Source organism: Pediococcus acidilactici (assembly GCA_024970065.1).
In the GTDB taxonomy this organism is placed as follows: domain Bacteria; phylum Bacillota; class Bacilli; order Lactobacillales; family Lactobacillaceae; genus Pediococcus; species Pediococcus acidilactici_A.
The window spans coordinates 1805370-1826599 of sequence record CP103908.1 but is presented as its reverse complement, the minus strand read 5'-3'; the positions used below and the strand labels follow the sequence as shown (position 1 = coordinate 1826599).

Genomic DNA, 21230 nt, shown 5'->3' with positions numbered 1-21230 from the left:
GATACAATCATGTCGGCCAAAACCAAATTGAAAGCAGATGTTAATATGGTCCCGTAAAGAGATATACAAGATAATTTAACTAAAAGTGACCCCAATATAAAAATAAACTCTGTTATGGAAGAAGAAGAGGGTTATTGCGTAATCGGTAATGTGTCTATTACCATATATCAACGTCATGCGCTTGTCGCTATCCAATGGACGAATTGAGGAAGTTATTCGTAAAATCAAGTAAATTAATCGAACAGTCTACGGCTATCGAAATTGGCAGCATCTAAGAGATCACATATTTATTGAATTTTCACTCAAAACTAAAAAAGAAAACCAATTCGTAGCTAAACGAAATGATTTCCCTTAACAGCTTCTATCCACACTTGTTGACAGAGAGCCTTTTAAACTGAATGTAGTTTTCCTATCCCTATTTAATACGTTAATTCTTCTTTGGCAATACGATCAACTTGTAAATCCAAGTAGTTAAGAAGTAGTAGATCAAATATACCACTACAAAGATAATTATTGGGTATTGAATATGGTAGTACGGGTTGTGTAATAGCGGTTTGAACATTTGAAGTCCAAACAAAACATCAACAACTCCCAAGATTCCCGGAAGGGCGAACAATACAAAAATTTCGTGATTGATACTCTTCTTCATCAAGGAACGCCGGGTTCCAATCTTGTTTAAGAGGTTGTAACGCACGGTATCTTGACGAGTTCCTGAAAGAATCTTAAACATCAAGCAACTTGCTAGCATTGCAAGGAATGCAATTCCTAAGAAGTAACCGATGAATTCTAGACCACCATAGATTCCACTGAGCACTAGGTAAGCTGGGAAAGTCCCCACTCCACTAATAAACTCTTCTGGCTGTGGATGTGCATTGGTTTGCATGTCGTAAAGCTTCTGTAAAACGGTGCGATTTTCACCAATGTTTTTAACGGTGATGAGGCTAACGGTACCTTTCTCACCATTCAGTTGGTCAAATTTAGCAGTAGGATAAAATTGAGGCGCAGTGTCGATCTTCGAACCACCGAGGCCAATGAAGTCCATGCTATGGCTAACGTCATTTTTTAAATCAGTTAGTGACGTCTTGACGCGCTTTGCTTCAGCGGGATGCTCAACGTTAGGATTGTACTTCACCGTATAGTAAGGGTGTTGTTCAAATTGGTCTTCATTATAGTAAACGTGTGAATTTGCAAACTTCTGGTCGTAGCTAGTTACTTGGACATCCGTTAGTTTGTTAACCAATTGTTTTTCTTTAGCAGTAGGGTTGTTGAGAGCCATAGTGTAGGCACTCTGTAATTTCGCCGTTGAATCAATTTCACGATTAAAGGCGGAACCAACCGTAATTGCTCCTAATGCTAAAGCAAAAAGTAACGAAGTAATGGTTAAAATCTTGTTGTAATCCCGAATCCGGAACATGATTTGCGAAAGGGTAAAGTTGTTTAACTTCCGTTGTGCAAACCCGGAATTCTTTAACCAATGGATGATCAACGTCATACTAGAACGGAAAATCAAGAAACTACCAACTACGATGGTAACTAACGCAATTGGAATTGCGGAAAGTTGAAGTTCCGTAATCTTAGCGAGTGCGTAATAACCAATTCCCACAAGGACAATTCCAGCAACGCCAGAGAAAAGCAGTCCAATGGGATTAATCTTAATTCGGTCGACGGTGTCAGTTTGCTTAAGTAGCTTTAAAACGGGCTTCCGAACTAAGGATTGTAGGTTAAACAGTGCGGCAATAAAGAACAGGATCAAGTATAACAAGATTGTTGTCAGAATTGCCTTGAAATAGATTGGGTTGAATTTATGAATTTCTAACCCAAGGTGGCTGAATAGTAGTTGTGAAATTCCACCAGTTAATCCTACACCTAATAGTAAACCTAAGACGGTAGCGATAATCCCCACGGCCATGGTTTCAAAAACCATGAGGCTACCAACGCGTCGTTTTTTTGCGCCTAGCATCATGAATAATCCATAATCATGAAGCCGCATGTTCAATAGGAATGAATTGGCATACATTACGTAAACAAACGTGATGATTACCAATAAAACTTCCCCAAATATAAAAACTGGGCTGGCAAATTTAAAGTTAGCATTTGCTTTGATAAAGTTTTCGTTAGTTGCCAAGTTGGCGAACATGTAAAAAATAGCCGAAGACATTACCAAACCAGTCAGCAAGACCACGTAATCACGAAGGTGGCTTTTAATATTAGAAAGAGCTAGTCTGAGTAACATTATCTAAACCTCCTACTGTTCAAACGTGCCAAGTTTTTCAAGAATTTCTTGATAGAACTCGGAACGTGAAGTACCGTTGCGCCGCAATTCTTGGCCAATGATTCCGTCCTTAATGAAAAGGATCCGGTGACAGAAGCTTGCGGAGAACGGATCGTGGGTAACCAAGAGGACGGAAACGCCTTGTTTTTGGTTAATATCCGTTAATAATTCCAACATTTCCCGGGCACTGTTAGAGTCTAATGCCCCAGTTGGTTCGTCACCCAATAGCAATGCTGGTTGATGAACGATGGCCCGCGCAGCAGCCACCCGTTGTTTTTGCCCACCAGAAAGCTCAGTAGGGTATTTCCGTAATAGATCTTGGATGGATAAGGTTTCTGCAACTGCGTGAACGGCACGTTTAATTGCACTGCGACGAATACCTTGTAAAGAAAGTGGTAACGCGATGTTTTCTTCCGCCGTCAAAGTTTCCAAAAGGTTAAAGTCTTGGAAGATAAAGCCAATTTCTTTAGAACGGAAATCAGCGATTTGGTTGCCCTTTAGACGAGTAACGTCCTGTTGGTTAATTAGTACCTGTCCACTGGTTGGCTTATCTAAAGTAGCTAACATGTTCAATAGGGTAGTTTTCCCGGAACCAGATGCTCCCATGATCCCCACAAATTCCCCTGTTTGAACATCAAAATTGATTCCTTTTAGTGCTTCGTATTGGCGTTCGTTTTTTCCCCCATAAGTTTTGCGTAAGTCCGAAACACTAACGATATTTTGGTTGTTCATAAAAGTCCCTCCCGAATTACTTAATTACTTATGTGACTAACTATATAAATAAATGAGTGAGATGTCAACCTTAAACTTTATTCTCTATTTTTGTCGCGATATTGTTACAATGGACTTAGTAAAAGATAACGATTTCTTCAATATAAATTACAAGGAGTGGCCGCAATGACACATACCATTGGAATTATATTAACCATGTTATATGGAGGTTTCTTAATCTATAGTGCGCTTCGAATTGAGGCACAGGTAGAAACCTGGATCATGGCGGCCAATATTATTGTGGGAGCGTTAATGCTCCTTAACTTCATCCAACCGTGGTTAGGGGTTGCTGGATTAGTACTCGTTCTGCCAGTTTCGTTAATTAACGGTCAGTTGATATTCTTCAACATTAACTGGCCCCATTTTGTGGTCCGGGTGATTGTGACAATCCTGTTGGTGGTGTCGCTGTTGGCTTAGTACCGACGAATTGCGGGAGGATTGTAATTAGTGATGAATTGGAAAATTTCGTTTAAAGAGTCTGAAAAGAATAGCTTCTCTCGAGCGGGTTTTGCCAAGAACCCGTTTTTTACCATGTGGTCGTAAAATTCTTGGAGAGCATCGTAGTAGTGGGCAACGTTATAAAGGACGCACGGTTTGGCATTTTCACCAATTAGCGACCAAGAATACACCTCTGCAATTTCTTCAAGCGTGCCTGGGCCACCGGGAAGGGCGATGAAACCGTCAGCCAGCTCCATCATCCGTTGCTTACGGACCGTCATGTTTTCAACCACCTCGAGATGTGAAATCGTCGTGTAACTAGCGCCACGGTCGGCAAGGTTTTGGGGTATGATTCCCTCTACGTAGCCACCAGAGTTTAATACGGCCGTAGCAATCTGACCCATTAACCCGTATTTGCCCCCACCGTATACTAGTCCAATTTGGTGGTTTGCTAAGTATTGTCCTAGTTGTTGAGCTGCTGCAGAATAACGAACGGATTCACCTTCGGCAGCGCCACAAAATACTGCGATTTTTCTCATATATAAAAGTTCCTTTCCTATTTCAAAGTTATAGCTATCTTACCACGCCAATTCGTCGTTTTAATAAGTGATGATGGGGTGGTAAAATCATCTCTGGTAGTGTTAGAGGAGGGGTTGAGCGCGCAAGCTGTTTGATTTGTTATACATTAATGTGTTAATTGAATAAAAATTAAAAATGTTTTGCACATATAGTTGGATATTTGGAAACATTATTATATGATATTAATCATTGAGCGTACATAATTAACCAGCGTCTACGGGGGAGAAAAAGTTGTTTATTTTGGATGTTAGAGGTAAGCGTGAATGAAAGAGTTTGATGAGATTTCTTTAGAATATAAGAATACGGGAGCGCGTCGGTATATTACTGGATTTGATGGGCTGCGAGTACTAGCCCTCTTAGGGGTAATTTTTTACCATTTAATGCCTTATAAGGTTCCGGGAGGCTATCTCGGGGTGCCAATCTTTTTTGCGGTATCGGGATACTTGATTACCGATATTTTTATTCAAGAATGGGATCGCAAGGGAAAGATTCAAATAGGAGCGTTTTACTTGCGGCGACTCCGGCGGTTATATCCGACACTAGTCGTTGTGCTAATAGGTAGCACGGCTTACATGACCATGTTTGCACAAAATTTATTGTCGCACATCCGAAGCATTATCTTGACCAACCTAACGTTTGTATATAATTGGTGGTTGGTGGGTCACGGACAGTCATATTTTGACCGGTACAATGGCGAATCGCCTTTCACCCATTTATGGTATTTATCGGTATTAGGTCAGTACTACTTTATTTGGCCACTGCTGTTGATTGTGTTATTGAAGATTTACACCCATCGGCGGGTACAAGTGGCGGGAATCCTTTTCTCACTAAGCGTTATTTCGGCGATGATAATGGCAATTTTGTACCATCCGGACACGGTAAACCGCGTCTACTACGGTACGGATACGCGAGTAGCACCATTTCTAATTGGTGCAGCCTTGGCATTTATTTGGCCGTCCACCAGGCTAAAGAAAAACCTCGATTTGCATAAAAATGCCGTTGCGAACATCATCGGGTTAATAATCATGGCACTGATGATTACGGCATTCTTCACCATGCCAGGAACTTCGGCATGGCCTTACTATGGTGGGATCTTCATTTTTTCCGTATTGTCAGTTTTGATGATTGCCATTATTGCCCACCCGTCCTTCATTTGGAACCGGGCGTTAACCAACCCCGTTTTTAAGTGGCTAGGTAGTCGGTCGTACGGAATTTATATGTATCAATTGCCGGTAATGGTATTTTACGAGCAAAAGGTTACTAATATTGCGGCTCATCCGGTCCTAAATACGCTAGCACCGTTAGTAATTATTTTGATATTGAGTGAACTATCCTACCGCTTTGTGGAAATTCCGTTGGCACAATTTGATTATCGTCATCTAGGTCGTTTTTTGAAGGAGATGTTTAACATCGAATCAGGATTTAAGTGGCGTCACGTGGGAGTGGCTGCCGTCTTGTTCGTTACCTTCGTTGCGATTTTTGGTGCAGTAACGGCGCCAGAAAAGGTTTCGCAAAAGACTGACGATTTACAGGCCAAATTAGCTAAGAACAGCAAAGCGACGAACCAGAAAAACGCCGCTGCTTTGAAAAAGCAAAAAGAAGTACAAAAAGATCAAGCTAAATCTAAGAGCAAACACGTTAAGTTGAGCAAAAAAGAAAAGACAATTGCTCAAAAGTACCACCTAACGGACCAAGAAATGGGCGCGGCTAAGTCAATCCCGCTGACCGGAGTGGGTGATTCCGTTTTGGAAGATACGGGAGCCGATTTGCAAGAAATCTTCCCAACCGCCTATATGTCGGCTAAGGTTGGTCGGCAAGTGGATGAAGCACCAGAAATATTAGCTTCCATGAAGAAACAAGGGGAGCTAAGTGATAACGTGCTGATTAACCTCGGAGCTAATGGTCCGGTTAATGCTAAACAGGTTGATGATATCGAAAAAATAGTCGGTAAGCACCGGAAACTCTTCTGGGTTAACGTTCACGTACCAACCCAAACTTGGGAAGGCTCGGTTAACCAGACTTTGAATAAGGCTACGAAGAAGTACGATAACTTACGAATCATCGACTGGAACGGTCCTGCTAAGAATCAACCAGGTTGGTTCTACGGTGATCACGTTCACCCTAATCCAGCAGGTTCTAAAGAATACGCGTCTATAGTAGCGAAAGCTGTTATTAAGGCGGAGCAATAAAAAGCTTTTAATCAAGAAATTAAAAATCATTTGAAAACTTAACTAGATACTTAGTTTAAACAAGTTAAAAAGGGAAACAGAACATCCAATTCTGTTTCCCTTTTTTGTATATAGGTTAATGATCCAATTTAACCCCGGGGCTTCTGCAGTACGAAGTGGTGTTTAAAAGTAGGTACGACATGTTCATCAGCCCAGCCCTGAACGTATCCTTGAGTGACGAAGGCCCAGACCGTCCCAAAGCCAAACGACCAAACTTGATGGTTAGCAATAAAGCTTAGTACCGTCATTGCTAGTGGAGGTACGTAACTTGCCCATTGGGAAGCTGATGCGCGGCCGTGCAAATATTTAAAGCGGAGAATGTAAGAAAGATCGTCGTTCGGGTGCATGATTAAATTAGCCCGCTGGTATAAGGAGACGGCGGTGGCCACCCAAAAAAGTCCAAAAATATCGATAATAATATCAAGGGCTAGTTGGTAAGGATGGCTAAAGTTGGCTTGAAGTTCACCAATCCTTAGAAAATCCCGAAAAAGGGGTACAAACCACTGCACCAGGTAGCTGAAGGGCACCACGAATAAAATGTTACGGATAAAGCGAGTCCAATCTAGTCGTTGGGTAAGCAACATCGCCAAAAAAGCTACCGCAACGCCGTAAATTACCAACACGGCGCCCATTACGTGGTTAGCAACGGCGGGATCTGTCGAATGAGTTACCCAATGTGAGATATTAACCGCGGAGGCCGTCCACACTGCACTTCCCATTCCGGTTGCTATGGTGAGGGCGTTAGCTGCAGAATTAATAATAATTGAGATTGTCAACCAGAAGAACCTTCTTCCAGCATCCTGAATTTTCAAACGAGGTCATCTTCCTTCTGGATTACTCGGACTCTTGGCCGAAAGTGAAATATAGCCACGGTCCGATTGGTTGGATGAGGGCAACCAACATCCACAAGACGCGGTTACCGCGTCGAAAACTGGTCGCGGTAAGAATGTCTTTGTACGCAAGTAAGGATGCGGTAACTTCAAAAGCAACTAGTGGTAAAAGTTCCTGCTGGCGACGTTTGCTAAGAAAATGGCGTTTATTCATTGTAAGGCCCTCCCAACTGATAATAGTTAACCCTATTTTACCATGAAAACGATTTCGGAGTTTAAGCTTTCGGTCGAATTCGTTTGAAATAATAAACTGCTCCGCCAATAAGGAGGAGGCCAACTAGCAGAACTGCTACCACGGAGGCGTACGTATCGACCATTGCGGAAACTTCTGCCCACGCACTTCCAGCGGCACGGCCTAAAAGAATGAGGACTAAGTTCCAAATTAAGGTGGCCACCGTGGTTAACAAAACGAAGAGCAGTCCTGGCATTTTTGCCATCCCCGCTGGAATTGAAATTAGACTCCGAATTACGGGAACAAACCGTCCAAAAAAGATTGTTTTAAACCCGTGACGTTGAAAGAAATTTTGCGCTTTAGTAATGTCACTATCTTTTAAGCGCAACCCGCGGCCTACTCGACTAGCTACGAGCCAATGTAAACGTTCCGGATTCAAATAACGACCAATTACGTATAAAAGCAGAGCTCCAATGACGGCCCCAACCGTAGCAGCGATTACGCTCCCCCATAGGGTTAGTTTAGACGTGAGGGTCATGAACCCCGTAAAAGTCAAAATGATCTCCGACGGGATTGGCGGCAAAAGGTTTTCCAAGGCAATCAGGAGCACAATCGCCAGATAACCAAAGTCGTTAATGAATTGCGTAATTTGTTGTTCCATAAAATCCTCCATAGTGGGGTGTTTTCTTCTATTATTCCGACTCGGCACTGAGAAGTCGACGAAAAGCACTTGGTAAGGGAGAAACTTAAACAGTTTTTATAAAGTGTGACAAATGTCATGACAAAGTAATGACATCTAGTACTGAATAAGGAGATGGTAATTCCCTAGAATATAGGGTATGGAGGATCTGCTAATGAAAAATACGGCGCTCGTGGAAGTCCACGAATTGAAGTTCAATTATAGTTCAAAAATGGTTTTACGCGGGGTAAACTTAACCGTGCCCACGGGAGAAATTATTGGCTTGATTGGCGAAAACGGTGCGGGAAAAACCACTCTTTTGAAACTGCTATTGGGAATCTTGCATTCCCCAAGTGGTGCAATTCAGTGGAATAAGGTTGCTAAACCAGAAGTGAACACGATGTTTCAAAATAATCTGAAGCTAGTGGGAGTAACCGTGCGGGATTTATTACAACTTACCGCTGCGCAATATCGTAATCCGCGCCCGGTAGCTGACGTAATGAAAGAATTAGCCTTAAGTTCGTTTGCAAAACGACCCTTAAACCGGTTGTCGGGTGGGCAGTTGCAGAAAGTAGCCTTTGGATTAACGTTGGTTAGCAATGCACAGTTGCTATTTTTAGATGAACCGACCGTGGGAATGGATGTCAACGCACGACAAATATTCTGGCGCAAAATTGAACAAATGCGCGTTCAGGGGAAGACGGTTTTAATTACCAGCCATTACTTGGCAGAAATTCAGGAAGTTGCCGACCGAATCTTGATTTTAAAAGCAGGTAAAATTAAGTTCAATGGTACTTTAGCTGAACTTCAGCGAGGCTACTTAACTAGTCAAATTAGTTTTGCAACCACCCTTCCTAAAGCGCGTTTCCAAGGGCTGCCGAACGTAAAGCAGGTTCTTGTCCAAGACCAGCAAGTTACGCTGGATACCACGGATAGTGATCAAACACTGCGGGCTTTGGCTCCGTGGCTAAACCAATTAAATAATGTAAAAATCACCGCCGCTTCGTTAGAAAACATTTTTACCGCGATGACCAAGGAGGATGACCGTCATGAATAAATTATGGGAGCAGTTGAAATTTGATGGAAAGCGGCTGGTATTCCGCAATCCCTCGTTTTTAATAATGTCGCTGGGGATGCCAGCCTTTTTCTACTGGTTATTCACTAAATTATTTGTGAACCCCTCAACCAATAATCATGAATTTGCCGGTAGTTATTTGGGAAGTATGATGGTGTATAGTTTATTGATTACCTTGCTTATGGGGATGTCTACCGCGTTAATCCGGGATCGGAACGAAGGGCTGACGGTGTTTTTGAAATTAAATCATCACCGCTTAGACAATTATTACGCTTCGTTTTTATTGTGGAACACGCTTAAAAACTTCATGGCAATGGGGATTTTGGGAACGGTCGCGGCTTATCTAAATTCAATTGCTTTAGATCCGGTACAATGGCTGACTTTATTGGGATTAATTTTAGTGGGGCAAATTCCAATTATGTTGTTAGCCGTGTTGTTAGCTAACGTTAAGCGGCAAGAAACGTTGGGGATGTTAATGAACTTAGTAACCTTTCCCTTAGCGATTGTGAGCGGATTGTGGTGGCCTTTAGAAACAATGCCAGAATGGCTTCAAAATATCGGGCGACATTTGCCCACGTATTTTCTAAATCGTACAATTGGACAAGTGATCAACCATGCTAAAATTAACTGGAGTAGTGTAGCGGGGATTAGCGAATGGATTGTGATTATGGCGTTGGTAACCGCAGGAGTGGCGCAATTATTAGCGAAGAGGAGCTCGGCAATTAATGCATAGTTTTAGGGAATCGTTGAAAAAGATTAAGTGGGAGACCTACATTTGGCTAATGTACTTGCCGTTTAGCGCGGCATTCTATTTACCAGCCCGGTCGTGGACGGACTATTTTTGGCTGCTGATGATGGTGGCTTTTCTCGTTGTCTACATATTGGTTACCGAGGTTCCCAAGTGGCGGAAGGTAACGATTCCGCTGGAATTACTAATTACTGGGTCGTTTGCCGTGTGGCCGTTAAACTTTTTCATGATTACTTTTACTGCTTGGCAGGTTGCGTTCATCCTTTCAACGATGCCACGGCGCTATTTTGGATGGTTTTTAGTGGCTTATTACGCTCTTTTAGGCGCAGGAATCATCCACAGTTTACAAATCAACCCGACATCTGGGGTGGAATATGCTATGAACGCTTTTGGATTGATTTTTCCAATTCTTTCTCCAATAATGTCGTATGGTTTTGCCCGTTCAGTCCAAATCCGCAAACAAATGTCCCAAAATAATCGCCGGCTTGAAAACTTAATTCGACGCGGTGAACGGGACCGGATCGCCCGGGATTTACACGACACTTTAGGGCAAAGTTTTTCAATGATTACCGTGAAAACGGAGCTCGCCCAAAAATTATTAAAGAAGGCTCCGGAACGGGTTCCTGATGAGCTCCGCGACATTACGGCTAGCGATGGGGCAACGGCTTGGCAAATGATCCAAAGACATTCTCCCAACGTGGCCGTTTTAGATATTGAGATGCCCAAATTAAGTGGGCTGGAAGTTGCGCAACGAATTCATGAAGAGCAATTACCAACTCGAGTTGTGATCTTGACAACCTTTGCCCGGCAAACTTATTTTGAACAAGCGGTGCGGGCTCAGGTTGCGGCTTATCTACTAAAGGACAGCCCAAGTGAGGAGTTAATTACCGCAATTAACCAGGTGATGACGGGAAAAATCATTTACGATCCGGCACTTGTTCAAAGTGTTTTATCTGCCGACCAAAACCCATTAACTAAGCGGGAAACCGAGGTTCTGCAGGTGGCTGCAAGTGGAATGCCGACTAAGGAAATTGCTCAACGATTATTTTTAAGTGAAGGTACGGTCCGCAATTATCTATCGGCAGTTTTTAGTAAATTGGGGGTCCGTAACCGGCTTGAAGCCGTCGAACTCGCACAAAAGAATTGCTGGATATAAAAAAACCAAGGAGTCTAACCAACTTTTGTAAAGTTGGAAGTTTCCTTGGTTTTTTAGCGTATTTATTTATGCGTCACGCAGCGTTAGTTTTACAACTGCTTCTACTCGGGCAGTTTGTGGGAACATATCAATTGATTGAATGTATTCTACGCGATATTTCTTCACTAACGGCACTAGGTCACGTGCGAGAGTGGAAGGATTGCACGATACGTATGCGAAATGCTTGGGAGCCGATTTCAAAATGGCGTCGATTAATCGGCGGTCAAGCCCTACTCGGGGAGGGTCAACGACAATTCCGTCAGGTTGGAAGCCTTCCTTTAGCCATTTAGGCAGCAATTTCTCAGCAGAACCGACTTCGTAACGAGCGTTGTCGATCTGATTAAGTCGAGCGTTTTCGTTTGCATCGGCAATGGCATCGGCAATCGTGTCCATTCCACGAACTTCTTTTGCTTTGTTAGCTAAGGATAGGCCGATTGTTCCAACTCCGGAGTAGGCGTCCACAATTCGCGAATTTGGGGTGATGGCTAACGCTTTGCGCGCTTCGTCGTACAGCGTAACGGTTTGTTGCGGGTTTAATTGGAAAAAGGCCCGCGCGGATAAGTTGAAGGACAATCCGTCAAGTTCCTCGCGAATGGTAGCTTGCCCACGTAGCTTTACGGTCTTTTCACCCCAAATTAGGGATTGGCGTCCTGGATTAATATTTTGCATAAAGGAGACGATCTCGGGGAATTGGGCGCCTAACTCGTCAATGACTTCCGTTACGTGCGATAGTTGGGGAGTATTAGTGATGAAGACGACTTGAGTTTCTTGGGTAGCTTGGGCGACCCGCACGACCAGCGTTTTCAATTCACCCTCGTTGCGATGTTCATCATAAATATCGACATTATACTTTGTAAATAGGGCTACCGCCGCCCGGATAATCTTCATGGTTAACGGATGTTGAACACTGCAGGTTGCAAGATCAACGAGTTCGTGCGTTCCTTCTTTATAAAGGCCGGCTCCGACTTGGCCATCGGTAAGTCGCCGAACTTGAAATTGAGCTTTGTTTCGGTAAGCAACCGGATTATCCATGCCGATGGTTGGACGTAGCTCATAATCTTGATAACCTGCAGGCCGAAACTTAGTTAACGCTTGACGAATGACGTCGCGCTTAAATTCTAGTTGGGCAGGGTACGCGAGGTGTTCGAGTTCAAAACCGCCCACCTCGTCGGCATAGTTATCGATGGGAGTCACCCGGTCAGGACTAACTTTTTTAATTTGATGCAAGACACCGGTAAGATAGCGTGGATGGACTTCGGTGATGCTGGCAAGTACTTTTTCACCTGGCAAAGCCCCCTTGATAAAGCAAATCGTCCGCTGGTAGTAACCAATTCCTTCCCCATTAATGCCGAGTCGTTTAATTTTCAGTGGGATTACCTGTCCTTCGGTAATCTGTTGGGCATTTTTGGGATTATGGTGGTAGTGACGCTGGTTTCGCTTAGTATTCGTTCGGGATTGCGAACGTTGCTTAGTTGATTTAAAGTTTTTCTTGTTATTCATAAATTACCTCGATTATTAAGTTCACTCAATTAGTCATTCTAACATAGATTGTTGAAAAACCAGTACGGGGGTAAAATAGATTGAACGGTGGGCTTAAAAGCGGAATTTGAAGTTCATTGAAGTAAAGAATGCGATTAAAACGGCTTTTTTGAACTAGAATTGTACTTCAGTTTGTAGTAAAATTAATCATTAAAGTGGGTGAAATAATGGCAAAAGATATTGAAGCAGATGAATACGCAACCGGTTCGGATGTCGTTGAAAAAATCGAACGAATCGGAAGCCTTGCTACGTTAGGTAACTGGGCAAAGGAAATGGAACGAAGCGGCCATAAATTCCAACATGATGGCCGTGGACGTCGAATTTATTCTGAAGAAGACATTCAGATTTTAGAAAAGATGAATGAGCTTTTGGGTGAAAAGAACACCCTTAAACAAGCTGTTCAGGCAACTTTGGGAGTTTCATCATCGAGTGATGAAGAAGACGAAGACGCCGAAAAAGACGAGCAAGATCAAGTTGAAGGTGATAACGTCCCAATGGTGATGGACGAATCAATGAAACGCTTCATCGCTGCTCAAAGCCAAGATATGGCGGACTTAAAACAACTGCTAACTAAGGTGGTAGAGCAAAACCAAAGTTATCACGAAGAAAATGCTAAGTTAGCCAAGAAAATTGACGACTTAGTAGAAAAGAACCAAAAAGCCTTGGAACAACCTAAAAAGGGTTGGTGGAAGCGCCACTTTGGTTAAGCTTTAAGTGAGTTCATGGTGATGTTTGGCACTACGACTGGTTTAAATAGATTACGTGAACTTAAGTTAACTGCACTGCTGAACTTCAATTATGTACTTAATAATACTGCACAAAAGGGACTGGGGAACTTTTAAGGCATCTTGATTAACAAGGTGTCTATTTCCCCAGTCCCTTTAAATTATCGTGAAGAAGCGTTTAAATAGCTAATGGTCGCTTAAAACTCGTCCATATCCGGCGATGAACGGTTGCCACCACGGGGTGTCGTAACTTTCACGAATCACCCCACGATTTTGGGCGTCGATCATCATGTGGTGACCCTTTGCTACGATTCCCACGTGATCAATGCTTTGTCCTTGGTTATAGGAAAAAAAGACTAAATCGCCGGGACGTACTTCTGAAGCATCGACGTGGCGCGCTTGTTGAAATTGCTGTGCAGCCGTCCGGTTTAAATTAATTCCCAACGCTTGGCGAAAGGCAAATTGGGTCAGCCCCGAACAATCGAAAGCGCTCGGCCCGGTAGCCCCCCACATAAAAGGCTGGCCAAGGTGTTGGTTTAAAACGGCTTCTAGTTGGTTGAAAGCGATGGGCGCGGCCGGTGGATTATTAAGTGACTGGGAAGTTTCTGGGCGCGGTGTTTCCGGAATGGCCGCTTTTATCAGCGGCGAGTTAGCCGGTAAACTATGTGCAGAAATTGGCGAGTTGCTTAAAGAAAATCCACCCATGGCTGCCACGACGGTAGTAAAAAGTATTGATCTGTAATTCATAAAATTCCTCCTTAAACGGTTTCGTAGGTAAATACGTTAGCGAGGAACGAAATATTTTTATTTAAGAAAAGTAGCGGGAGAATGTAATGGTACCAACAAAGATCGGGATTCGTCAGTTAGTAGAATTTATTTTGCGAAGCGGAGATTTGAATCCGACGATGAATAGCCAAAATACAGCGTTAAAGGGCGCGCAAATTCACCGACGCCTGCAGAAGAAACGCGGCGCGGATTACGAAAAAGAATACGCGGTCAAACGGGTTGTGGAAGTTGCTGGCTCTGAACTTACCGTTGAAGGCCGGGCCGACGGGGTGGTGATCGGAGACGAGCTTTTTATTGAAGAAATTAAAACTTCCGACCCACCTTATGAAGAACTCAGTGAAAATACTAAGACATTGTATTGGAGTCAGGCGAAGGTGTACGGAGCCATTCTTAGCCAGGATTTAGATTATGAGCAGGTAACGATTCAGTTGACCTACTATCAGCGGCCTACCGACGACGTGTTAGAGCAACAACAAACGTTTAGTCGTCAGGAACTGAGTGAATTCTTTGACGAATTGATCAACGAATACCAAGAATGGGTTCGGCGCCAACAAGATTGGCGTTCCATTCGAAACCAGTCGGCCAAAAAATTGGACTTCCCCTTTCCGGAGTACCGGGCAGGTCAACGCGAATTAGCGGTGGCAGTTTATAAAACCGTCCTCACGGAACAAAGGTTATTCGTGGAAGCACCGACCGGAATTGGTAAAACCATTTCGACCCTCTTTCCCAGTATTAAGGCAATCGGGGAAGCAAAAATGGAGCGGATTTTTTATTTAACGGCTAAACAAAGTACCCAGCACGTTGCGGAAGAGGCGCTTGAACTAATGGCTGAAGGTGGCTTGAAGTTAAAGAGCATTACCTTAACGGCTAAAGATAAAATCATTTTTCCAGAAGAAGTCGGGGTAAATCCGGAAAATAATCCTTACATGTTGGGATACTACGACCGGGTGAAGGACGGAATTCAAGATGCGCTGGATCACGAAAATCAATTTACCAAGGAAGTTATTCAAAAGTACGCAAAGAAGCATACGTTGGACCCGTTTGAATTCTCGCTGGATTTGTCGCTTTTTTGTGATTTGATTATTGGCGATTACAACTACTTGTTTGATCCCCGGGTGTACTTGCAGCGTTATTTTTCTAACGTGGATAAGGGAAATTTCTTTTTGATTGACGAAGCGCACAACTTGGTCTCCCGTTCGCGAGATATGTATTCGGCAGAAATTAACACCGACCAAGTGGTGAAAGCCCAAGAGCTTTTTGAAACTAGTGGACACGACGTCGACTCTTCAACGGTTAAGCGCTGGTTAAACCGGCTCGGCAACGAACTAACGATCATTCAAAATACGTTTGAAAAGGAAAATAAAGAAGCTTTAGTCGATTACCAACCGTTAGGACCGTTGGAAAACGTAATGCTGAAGTTCAACGAAGCGGTGCGGGAATGGTTGCCTAAGCAGCCGGATGGGGACTTAACGGACCAGATTTTGTCGGTATTTTTCGCGTGCAGCGTCTATTTAAAGATTGCGGAATATTATGACGAAAGTTACCGAATTATCATTAAAAAAACAGAAATCGGAGTTAACGTGCAGGAACAAATTCTGGATCCCAGTCCGTACCTAGATGCTTCACTCAAAAAGGGCCGGGGAGCGGTCTTCTTTTCGGCAACCTTAAGTCCGGTCGATTATTACCAAGAAACTTTGGGAAGCAGTGATGCTTTATCCTTACGGATGGACTCGCCGTTTGAGCAACAACAGCAGAACATCTTGATTACCGATTACATCGACACCCGCTTTGCCAATCGGGAGGAGAGCCTGCCGCAAATTGTCGCTTCAATTGATACGTTAGTAAGCGCTAAAGCGGGAAATTACCTAATTTTTTGCCCCTCGTACGCCTATTTAGACCAAATTGCCAGTGCTTTTCGCGTGCTTCGCCCGGAAGTGCAGGTTGAACAGCAAAATAACCAAATGTCGCCAGAAGACCGAACGGCATTTTTGGATAAATTCCGGAGCCCTTCGGCAACAACCTTGGTGGGCTTTGCGGTGTTGGGAGGAATCTTTTCGGAGGGAATTGACTTGACCGATGAACAACTAATCGGGGTCGGAATTGTCAGTGTGGGGTTGCCTGGCCTAAGCGTGGAACAGAATTTATTGCGGGATTATTTCGACGAAAAAAACGGCCACGGATTCGAATACGCCTATCAATTGCCGGGAATGAACCATGTTTTGCAGGCGGCGGGGCGGCTAATCCGTACGAAGCGTGATCGGGGAAACGTGGTGCTCATGGATCAACGTTTTGCCGGTTACCGGTACCTAAAGCTATTTCCGAAACATTGGAGCAAATATCGCCAAATCAGTTCGATTTTTGACTTAAAGAAAGCGGTTAATGGCTTCTGGCAGCGTTAGGTAAAACGATTTACCACAAATTGGAACGGACCACAATAGCAATTGATTGGATTTTGAAAATCTTTTCAAAATCTTTAGATTTTTTATTTACATACTAAATATTTGCCGTTATGATTATTACAACATCTGTTAATAAATTGGATTGTAAGAGGGAGATATTCGGTATGTATTTAGCAGTAAATGTGATTGGAATAATCGTATTTTTGGGCGTTGCCGTCCTATTTTCTAAAGACCGCAAGCATATTGATTGGAAATCAGTCGGTATCATGGTGGTAATTAACATTGTGTTAGCTTGGTTCTTAGTTAACTCTACCGTTGGGATTAACGCAGTTAAGGCTGCTGCGGATGGATTTAAAGGTTTAGTTGATATTTCGTATAAAGGAATTTCCTTTGCACTTGCTGATTGGGTCGACGTAAAGCAAATGAACTTTGTAACGAGTGCGTTGCTACCAATCTTGATGATTGTGCCATTATTTGATATTTTGACCTACATCGGCGTTCTCCCTTGGATTATTAAGTGGGTTGGTAAAGGGTTGTCCTTCATTACTCGCCAACCGAAGTTTGAATCATTCTTTGCCGTAGAAATGATGTTCTTAGGTAATACGGAAGCTTTAGCGGTTTCTGGTTTACAATTGCGGCAAATGAAGTCAGCGCGGTTAGTTACGATCGCGATGATGTCCATGAGCTGTGTTACAGCTTCAATTTTAGGTTCGTACTTATTAATGATGCCTGGTCAATACATAATTGCCGCAGTGCCAATTAACATTATCAACGCAATTATCGTCACCACGGTGCTCAATCCAGTTTCAGTAACGGAAGAAGAAGATACCATTGCTAAGATCGGTAGCAGTGCCGACACTGGAGCAACAACTGAAACCATCGAATCAGGTTCAGAAGAAGTTGCTGAAGAAACCGTTACTAAGAAGCCTGCACGGGAACCATTCTTCTCGTTCTTGGGCGATTCGATCTTAGGCGCGGGTCGTTTGATCTTAATCATTACGGCTAACGTAATTGCCTTCGTTGCTTTGGCAGCGTTGATTGATGCTTTATTAGGCAAGATTAACCCAGCACTTTCACTAGAAAACATTCTCGGGGTAATTATGTTCCCATTTGCTTGGCTACTTGGTTTCGATCCGAGTCACGCTTTCCAAATGGCTCAATACATGGGTACTAAGTTAGTTACTAACGAATTCGTGGTTATGGGTAAGGTTTCACCAATTTTGAAACACTTCACACCACACTTCTTAGCAACCCTCACCGTTTTCTTAACATCGTTTGCAAACTTCTCAACTACCGGAATGATTATCGGAGCGTTCAAGGGCTTAGTTGACCGGGAAAAGAACGATGTGATTTCTAAAAACGTTGGTTACATGTTGCTTTCTGGAATTTTAGTTTCCTTACTATCTGCCGGATTCATTGGCGTATTCGTTTGGTAAACTAGTTCAAAATTAAAAAAGCGAAAAAAGATGGACTCGGAGTTCATCTTTTTTTAGAATGGTAATGAGGACGCTTTCATAAAACCTTTGGAGGTAATTAAATGACAACAAAAATTATTATGGATACTGATCCAGGAATTGATGACGCAGCCGCAATTTCGGTTGCCATCAACAATCCCGAAATTGAATTAGAATTAATCACAACGGTTGCGGGAAACGTGACGGTTGATAAAACTACTAAAAATGCTTTGAAACTAGTTAAGTTCTTTAATGCAGGCGTACCGGTAGCTAGCGGTGCTGAACAACCGCTTTTAAAGCCGTTTGAGGACGCTGCCCGGGTGCACGGTGAATCCGGAATGCCAGGATACGATTTTGGTGAGGAACCTGCAGAAGTGCCAGCCAATAACGCCGTAGAGGTTCTTTACCAAACCATCATGGCTAACGATGAACCAATCACTTTGGTTCCTACGGGTTCTTACACGAACATTGCCTTGTTATTGAAGGAACATCCCGATGTTAAGGGAAAAATCAAGAAAATCGTCGCAATGGGTGGCGCAATTGGAATGGGAAACATGACCAGCGCGGCTGAATTTAACGTCTTTACGGATCCACACGCGGCTGAAATTGTCTACCAAAGTGGAATTCCGGTAGTGATGGTCGGTTTAGACGTTACCATGAAGGCATTGCTTACGCCAGAAACCATCGCCACAATTAAGACCTTGGGTAAGCCAGGTGAAATGCTGGGGGCAATTTTCACCCACTATTATGAAGGCAACGAAGGTGGGATCCCGATGCATGACGTAAACACGTTAGCGTACACCTTGAATCCGGAGATGTACCAAACCGAAGCCTACTGGGTTGACGTGGTTACCGAAGGACCAGCAATCGGGGAAACGGTTGCCGATATTCGTGGCGCATATCACGACGGTAAGACTAACGCAGAGGTGTGTGTAGACATTGATGCCGCTGCCTTTAACGAGTGGTTTATTGCGGAAGTCAAAAAAATGCGCGCCTAAGCTTTTAATTATGCCACCTAGGAATTACAGTTTATGAACTGCCAAAATAAAACCCCAGCTACGAGTGAAAACTCTAGTTGGGGTTTTTTATGGAAAATGATTTTTAGCGTCTTGGCAGGGGACGTTCTAAAACAATTGCATCACGCAGGTGCAGGTGGTTTTCATAAATCGGTTCGGGGTAATAAGCGGGGTCAACAAAATGGTCGCGTAAAACCTTTGTGCAGCGAAAGCCCCATTTTTGGTAGAGATATAGTTGCGCAAAACTAGTTGACCCAGTCTTGATTTGAAGTTTGTGGTAGCCCGCTTTAGAAGCGTGGTCGATGGCAAACTCGAGCAACTGACTACCATAATGTCGTCCTTGAAACGCCGGGGAAACGGCTAGGTTCATAATTTCAGCAACTTGGTTAGCAAGAGAATGGACGACAATGATTCCGATGGGCCGGTTTGTAGACACCATTTCAAAAGCAGTACTGCTAGATAAGTAACTGGCGATGCTTTTGAAAGAGGGGTCGGCCAAAAGCAATAGATCGTAGTGCTGCGGGGTAAACGCGCTTACCGGACGGATGGTTGGTTGCATATAATCCTTCCTTCCATATATAAATTGGCTTATTGCCAAAAGTGCGGGAATTGGTTAAAGTGGAGTTAGGAATATGAAACAATTAATGTTTCACAAGGAGAAAAAAGATGAATCCAGAAGAATTTCGTCAAGCACTTGCCAAACGGGGGTGGCAAATTAGCGACCACCAGATGGGGCAATTTGATACTTATTATAAACGATTGGTGGAGACAAACGAACACGTTAATCTAACCGCAATTACGGATGAAAAGGAAGTTTACCTTAAGCATTTTTATGACTCGGTAACCCCCTTGTTAGAAGCTCCCCAGTTTTTCACTTCCGGTACCGCACTATGCGACGTTGGTGCCGGAGCGGGATTTCCGTCGTTGCCAATGAAAATATTGTTGCCGAGTTTGAAGGTTACCATCGTGGATTCCTTGAACAAACGCATCAAGTTTTTACAGGGGTTGGTAGACGAGTTAGGCTTAAGTGATGTGGAGTTAGTTCACGACCGGGCCGAAACTTTCGGTGCTAAAAAATCGCCATACCGTGCGAGTTTTGCACTAGTTACCGCCCGGGCAGTGGCGCGCTTGAGCGTGTTAAGTGAGTTGTGTTTGCCACTGGTTAAGCAGGGTGGTCATTTTATTGCGCTGAAAGCGGCCCATACCGAACAAGAGTTGGCAAATGGTCGCCAAGCAATCGCAGTTTTAGGTGGTAAATTATTAGAAGATCAACAATTTACGTTGCCAATAACCGGTGATGAACGGCATTTAGTGGTAATTGAAAAGAAAAAGGAGACCCCGAATAAGTATCCGCGGAAACCGGGAACTCCAAGTAAAGATCCAATTGGCGAGAAATAGAAGGTTATCATGAATGAGAAACAATTAGAAGCACAGCTGAACGTTCCAGAAAATGCTAGTTACCAAATGATTGCAGTAGATAAAATTCGGCCGAATCCGTTTCAGCCACGGCGAATTTTCGACAGGAAAAAGTTGGTGGAACTGGCGAATTCGATTAAGGAATCGGGAATTTTCCAGCCGTTAGTTTTGCGCCAACCAATTTCGGCCGTGGAACGGTATGAAATTATTGCCGGCGAACGACGGTACCGGGCTAGTATTATTGCCGGGTTAACGGAGGTTCCGGCAATTATCCGGGATTTTTCGGACGAGACTACTCGAGAAGCCGCGATCGTTGAAAACTTGCAGCGTGAGGACCTAAGCCCGTTAGAAGAAGCGGAAGCCTATCAAGCAATGATTAAGGAGCTGGGGCTGACCCAAGCGCAAGTTTCCGAGCGGCTAGGAAAAAGTCGACCATACATCGCTAATTATTTGCGACTGCTCGGGTTACCGACCGCGGTCAAAGAGCTTTTACAAGCTGGCGAAATTTCCATGGGGCAAGCTCGAACGTTATTAGGGGTTAAACAAGAACGCCAGATAGAAAAGCTTGCCCAGCGGACGGTCCAAGAAGGATTAACGGTGCGGCAACTGGAAAAAATCGTCAACCAGATTAACGCGACAAAAACACCCAAGGCAACCGCAAAAGTGGTGCAACAACATAAATCCCCGTTCATTAGGGAAGTTGAAAACCAACTAGCAGAGCGGCTAGGCACTAAAGCCCTAGTGGTGGCCCGGTCAAAACAGAAGGGTAAAATTGAAATTAATTACGAATCGATGAGCGATTTAAACCGCATTTTAGAACTGCTACATATTTCACTAGATTAGGGAGG

The 21230-nt window shown here is 43.6% G+C and carries 20 protein-coding genes; 11 read left to right on the top strand and 9 right to left on the bottom strand.

What is annotated here, in order from left to right; translation table 11 throughout:
• Positions 1–427: 427 nt before the first annotated feature.
• Complete coding sequence (locus NYR25_08765) at positions 428–2233, bottom strand: FtsX-like permease family protein (protein ID UWF33661.1); 1806 nt, start codon at positions 2231–2233, stop codon at positions 428–430.
• 12 nt (positions 2234–2245) lie between these two features.
• A complete protein-coding gene (locus NYR25_08760; protein UWF33660.1) occupies positions 2246–3004 on the bottom strand; it encodes an ABC transporter ATP-binding protein in 759 nt (252 codons plus the stop codon).
• A gap of 165 nt (positions 3005–3169) precedes the next feature.
• Between NYR25_08760 and NYR25_08755 the strand changes: the two genes are divergently transcribed.
• On the top strand, positions 3170–3460 hold the full coding sequence (locus NYR25_08755; protein UWF33659.1) for a hypothetical protein: 291 nt from the start codon (positions 3170–3172) through the stop codon (positions 3458–3460).
• Here the strand turns inward: NYR25_08755 and NYR25_08750 are convergent.
• The gene (locus NYR25_08750) at positions 3457–4020 is read right to left on the bottom strand and encodes a TIGR00730 family Rossman fold protein (protein UWF33658.1); all 564 of its coding nucleotides are present in this window, start codon (positions 4018–4020) and stop codon (positions 3457–3459) included. The two genes, NYR25_08755 and NYR25_08750, sit on opposite strands and share 4 nt — an antisense overlap.
• Before the next feature lie 303 nt (positions 4021–4323).
• On the opposite strand from NYR25_08750, the gene NYR25_08745 reads away from it, so the two are divergent.
• Positions 4324–6249, top strand: a complete 1926-nt coding sequence (locus tag NYR25_08745; GenBank protein ID UWF33657.1) for an acetyltransferase — start codon at positions 4324–4326, stop codon at positions 6247–6249.
• A 128-nt stretch (positions 6250–6377) separates the two neighbouring features.
• On the opposite strand, the gene NYR25_08740 is transcribed toward NYR25_08745, so the two are convergent.
• The 3 genes from NYR25_08740 to NYR25_08730 all read right to left on the bottom strand — a co-directional run bounded on the left by NYR25_08740 (position 6378) and on the right by NYR25_08730 (position 8011).
• Positions 6378–7100, bottom strand: a complete 723-nt coding sequence (locus tag NYR25_08740; GenBank protein UWF33656.1) for a hypothetical protein — start codon at positions 7098–7100, stop codon at positions 6378–6380.
• A 22-nt stretch (positions 7101–7122) separates the two neighbouring features.
• Positions 7123–7332, bottom strand: a complete 210-nt coding sequence (locus NYR25_08735) for a PLDc N-terminal domain-containing protein (protein UWF33655.1) — start codon at positions 7330–7332, stop codon at positions 7123–7125.
• A 61-nt stretch (positions 7333–7393) separates the two neighbouring features.
• Positions 7394–8011: a DedA family protein gene (locus NYR25_08730; GenBank protein ID UWF33654.1), complete on the bottom strand. Its 618-nt coding sequence runs from the start codon at positions 8009–8011 to the stop codon at positions 7394–7396.
• A gap of 193 nt (positions 8012–8204) precedes the next feature.
• Here NYR25_08730 and NYR25_08725 point away from each other — a divergent pair, with 193 nt between their 5' ends.
• The 3 genes from NYR25_08725 to NYR25_08715 all read left to right on the top strand — a co-directional run bounded on the left by NYR25_08725 (position 8205) and on the right by NYR25_08715 (position 11008).
• Positions 8205–9086 (top strand): ABC transporter ATP-binding protein, encoded by an 882-nt coding sequence (locus NYR25_08725; protein ID UWF33653.1) that lies wholly within the window; start codon positions 8205–8207, stop codon positions 9084–9086.
• Positions 9079–9837, top strand: a complete 759-nt coding sequence (locus NYR25_08720) for an ABC transporter permease (GenBank protein ID UWF33652.1) — start codon at positions 9079–9081, stop codon at positions 9835–9837. Before NYR25_08725 ends, NYR25_08720 begins: the two co-directional genes overlap by 8 nt.
• A 655-nt stretch (positions 9838–10492) precedes the next feature.
• The gene (locus NYR25_08715) at positions 10493–11008 is read left to right on the top strand and encodes a response regulator transcription factor (protein ID UWF34735.1); all 516 of its coding nucleotides are present in this window, start codon (positions 10493–10495) and stop codon (positions 11006–11008) included.
• 66 nt (positions 11009–11074) lie between these two features.
• On the opposite strand, the gene rlmD is transcribed toward NYR25_08715, so the two are convergent.
• Positions 11075–12547 (bottom strand): 23S rRNA (uracil(1939)-C(5))-methyltransferase RlmD, encoded by a 1473-nt coding sequence (rlmD, locus tag NYR25_08710; GenBank protein ID UWF33651.1) that lies wholly within the window; start codon positions 12545–12547, stop codon positions 11075–11077.
• A gap of 206 nt (positions 12548–12753) precedes the next feature.
• Between rlmD and NYR25_08705 the strand changes: the two genes are divergently transcribed.
• Positions 12754–13293: a MerR family transcriptional regulator gene (locus NYR25_08705; GenBank protein UWF33650.1), complete on the top strand. Its 540-nt coding sequence runs from the start codon at positions 12754–12756 to the stop codon at positions 13291–13293.
• A gap of 204 nt (positions 13294–13497) precedes the next feature.
• Here the strand turns inward: NYR25_08705 and NYR25_08700 are convergent, their stop codons facing one another.
• Positions 13498–14058, bottom strand: coding sequence for an NlpC/P60 family protein (locus NYR25_08700; GenBank protein ID UWF33649.1), 561 nt, complete (start codon positions 14056–14058; stop codon positions 13498–13500).
• Between the two features lie 86 nt (positions 14059–14144).
• Between NYR25_08700 and NYR25_08695 the strand changes: the two genes are divergently transcribed.
• The 3 genes from NYR25_08695 to rihC all read left to right on the top strand — a co-directional run bounded on the left by NYR25_08695 (position 14145) and on the right by rihC (position 18948).
• The gene (locus NYR25_08695) at positions 14145–16496 is read left to right on the top strand and encodes an ATP-dependent DNA helicase (GenBank protein ID UWF33648.1); all 2352 of its coding nucleotides are present in this window, start codon (positions 14145–14147) and stop codon (positions 16494–16496) included.
• A gap of 164 nt (positions 16497–16660) precedes the next feature.
• Positions 16661–17932 (top strand): NupC/NupG family nucleoside CNT transporter, encoded by a 1272-nt coding sequence (locus NYR25_08690; protein UWF33647.1) that lies wholly within the window; start codon positions 16661–16663, stop codon positions 17930–17932.
• A 101-nt stretch (positions 17933–18033) separates the two neighbouring features.
• A complete protein-coding gene (gene rihC / locus NYR25_08685) occupies positions 18034–18948 on the top strand; it encodes a ribonucleoside hydrolase RihC (GenBank protein ID UWF33646.1) in 915 nt (304 codons plus the stop codon).
• A 103-nt stretch (positions 18949–19051) separates the two neighbouring features.
• On the opposite strand, the gene NYR25_08680 is transcribed toward rihC, so the two are convergent.
• Entirely contained in the window at positions 19052–19525 is a 474-nt protein-coding gene (locus NYR25_08680) for a GNAT family N-acetyltransferase (GenBank protein ID UWF33645.1), read from the bottom strand.
• A gap of 107 nt (positions 19526–19632) precedes the next feature.
• Between NYR25_08680 and rsmG the strand changes: the two genes are divergently transcribed.
• Positions 19633–20364: a 16S rRNA (guanine(527)-N(7))-methyltransferase RsmG gene (gene rsmG, locus NYR25_08675; protein UWF33644.1), complete on the top strand. Its 732-nt coding sequence runs from the start codon at positions 19633–19635 to the stop codon at positions 20362–20364.
• Between the two features lie 9 nt (positions 20365–20373).
• The gene (locus NYR25_08670) at positions 20374–21225 is read left to right on the top strand and encodes a ParB/RepB/Spo0J family partition protein (GenBank protein UWF33643.1); all 852 of its coding nucleotides are present in this window, start codon (positions 20374–20376) and stop codon (positions 21223–21225) included.
• The last annotated feature ends 5 nt before the right edge of the window (positions 21226–21230 follow it).

What these genes read in the sequence shown, in the direction of transcription:
- NYR25_08765 (UWF33661.1), bottom strand. Translation starts at nt 2,233, where the DNA reads ATGTTACTCAGACTAGCTCTTTCTAATATTAAAAGCCACCTTCGTGAT.
- NYR25_08760 (UWF33660.1), bottom strand. Translation starts at nt 3,004, where the DNA reads ATGAACAACCAAAATATCGTTAGTGTTTCGGACTTACGCAAAACTTAT.
- NYR25_08755 (UWF33659.1), top strand. Translation starts at nt 3,170, where the DNA reads ATGACACATACCATTGGAATTATATTAACCATGTTATATGGAGGTTTC.
- NYR25_08750 (UWF33658.1), bottom strand. Translation starts at nt 4,020, where the DNA reads ATGAGAAAAATCGCAGTATTTTGTGGCGCTGCCGAAGGTGAATCCGTT.
- NYR25_08745 (UWF33657.1), top strand. Translation starts at nt 4,324, where the DNA reads ATGAAAGAGTTTGATGAGATTTCTTTAGAATATAAGAATACGGGAGCG.
- NYR25_08735 (UWF33655.1), bottom strand. Translation starts at nt 7,332, where the DNA reads ATGAATAAACGCCATTTTCTTAGCAAACGTCGCCAGCAGGAACTTTTA.
- NYR25_08730 (UWF33654.1), bottom strand. Translation starts at nt 8,011, where the DNA reads ATGGAACAACAAATTACGCAATTCATTAACGACTTTGGTTATCTGGCG.
- NYR25_08725 (UWF33653.1), top strand. Translation starts at nt 8,205, where the DNA reads ATGAAAAATACGGCGCTCGTGGAAGTCCACGAATTGAAGTTCAATTAT.
- NYR25_08720 (UWF33652.1), top strand. Translation starts at nt 9,079, where the DNA reads ATGAATAAATTATGGGAGCAGTTGAAATTTGATGGAAAGCGGCTGGTA.
- rlmD (UWF33651.1), bottom strand. Translation starts at nt 12,547, where the DNA reads ATGAATAACAAGAAAAACTTTAAATCAACTAAGCAACGTTCGCAATCC.
- NYR25_08705 (UWF33650.1), top strand. Translation starts at nt 12,754, where the DNA reads ATGGCAAAAGATATTGAAGCAGATGAATACGCAACCGGTTCGGATGTC.
- NYR25_08700 (UWF33649.1), bottom strand. Translation starts at nt 14,058, where the DNA reads ATGAATTACAGATCAATACTTTTTACTACCGTCGTGGCAGCCATGGGT.
- NYR25_08695 (UWF33648.1), top strand. Translation starts at nt 14,145, where the DNA reads ATGGTACCAACAAAGATCGGGATTCGTCAGTTAGTAGAATTTATTTTG.
- NYR25_08690 (UWF33647.1), top strand. Translation starts at nt 16,661, where the DNA reads ATGTATTTAGCAGTAAATGTGATTGGAATAATCGTATTTTTGGGCGTT.
- rihC (UWF33646.1), top strand. Translation starts at nt 18,034, where the DNA reads ATGACAACAAAAATTATTATGGATACTGATCCAGGAATTGATGACGCA.
- NYR25_08680 (UWF33645.1), bottom strand. Translation starts at nt 19,525, where the DNA reads ATGCAACCAACCATCCGTCCGGTAAGCGCGTTTACCCCGCAGCACTAC.
- rsmG (UWF33644.1), top strand. Translation starts at nt 19,633, where the DNA reads ATGAATCCAGAAGAATTTCGTCAAGCACTTGCCAAACGGGGGTGGCAA.
- NYR25_08670 (UWF33643.1), top strand. Translation starts at nt 20,374, where the DNA reads ATGAATGAGAAACAATTAGAAGCACAGCTGAACGTTCCAGAAAATGCT.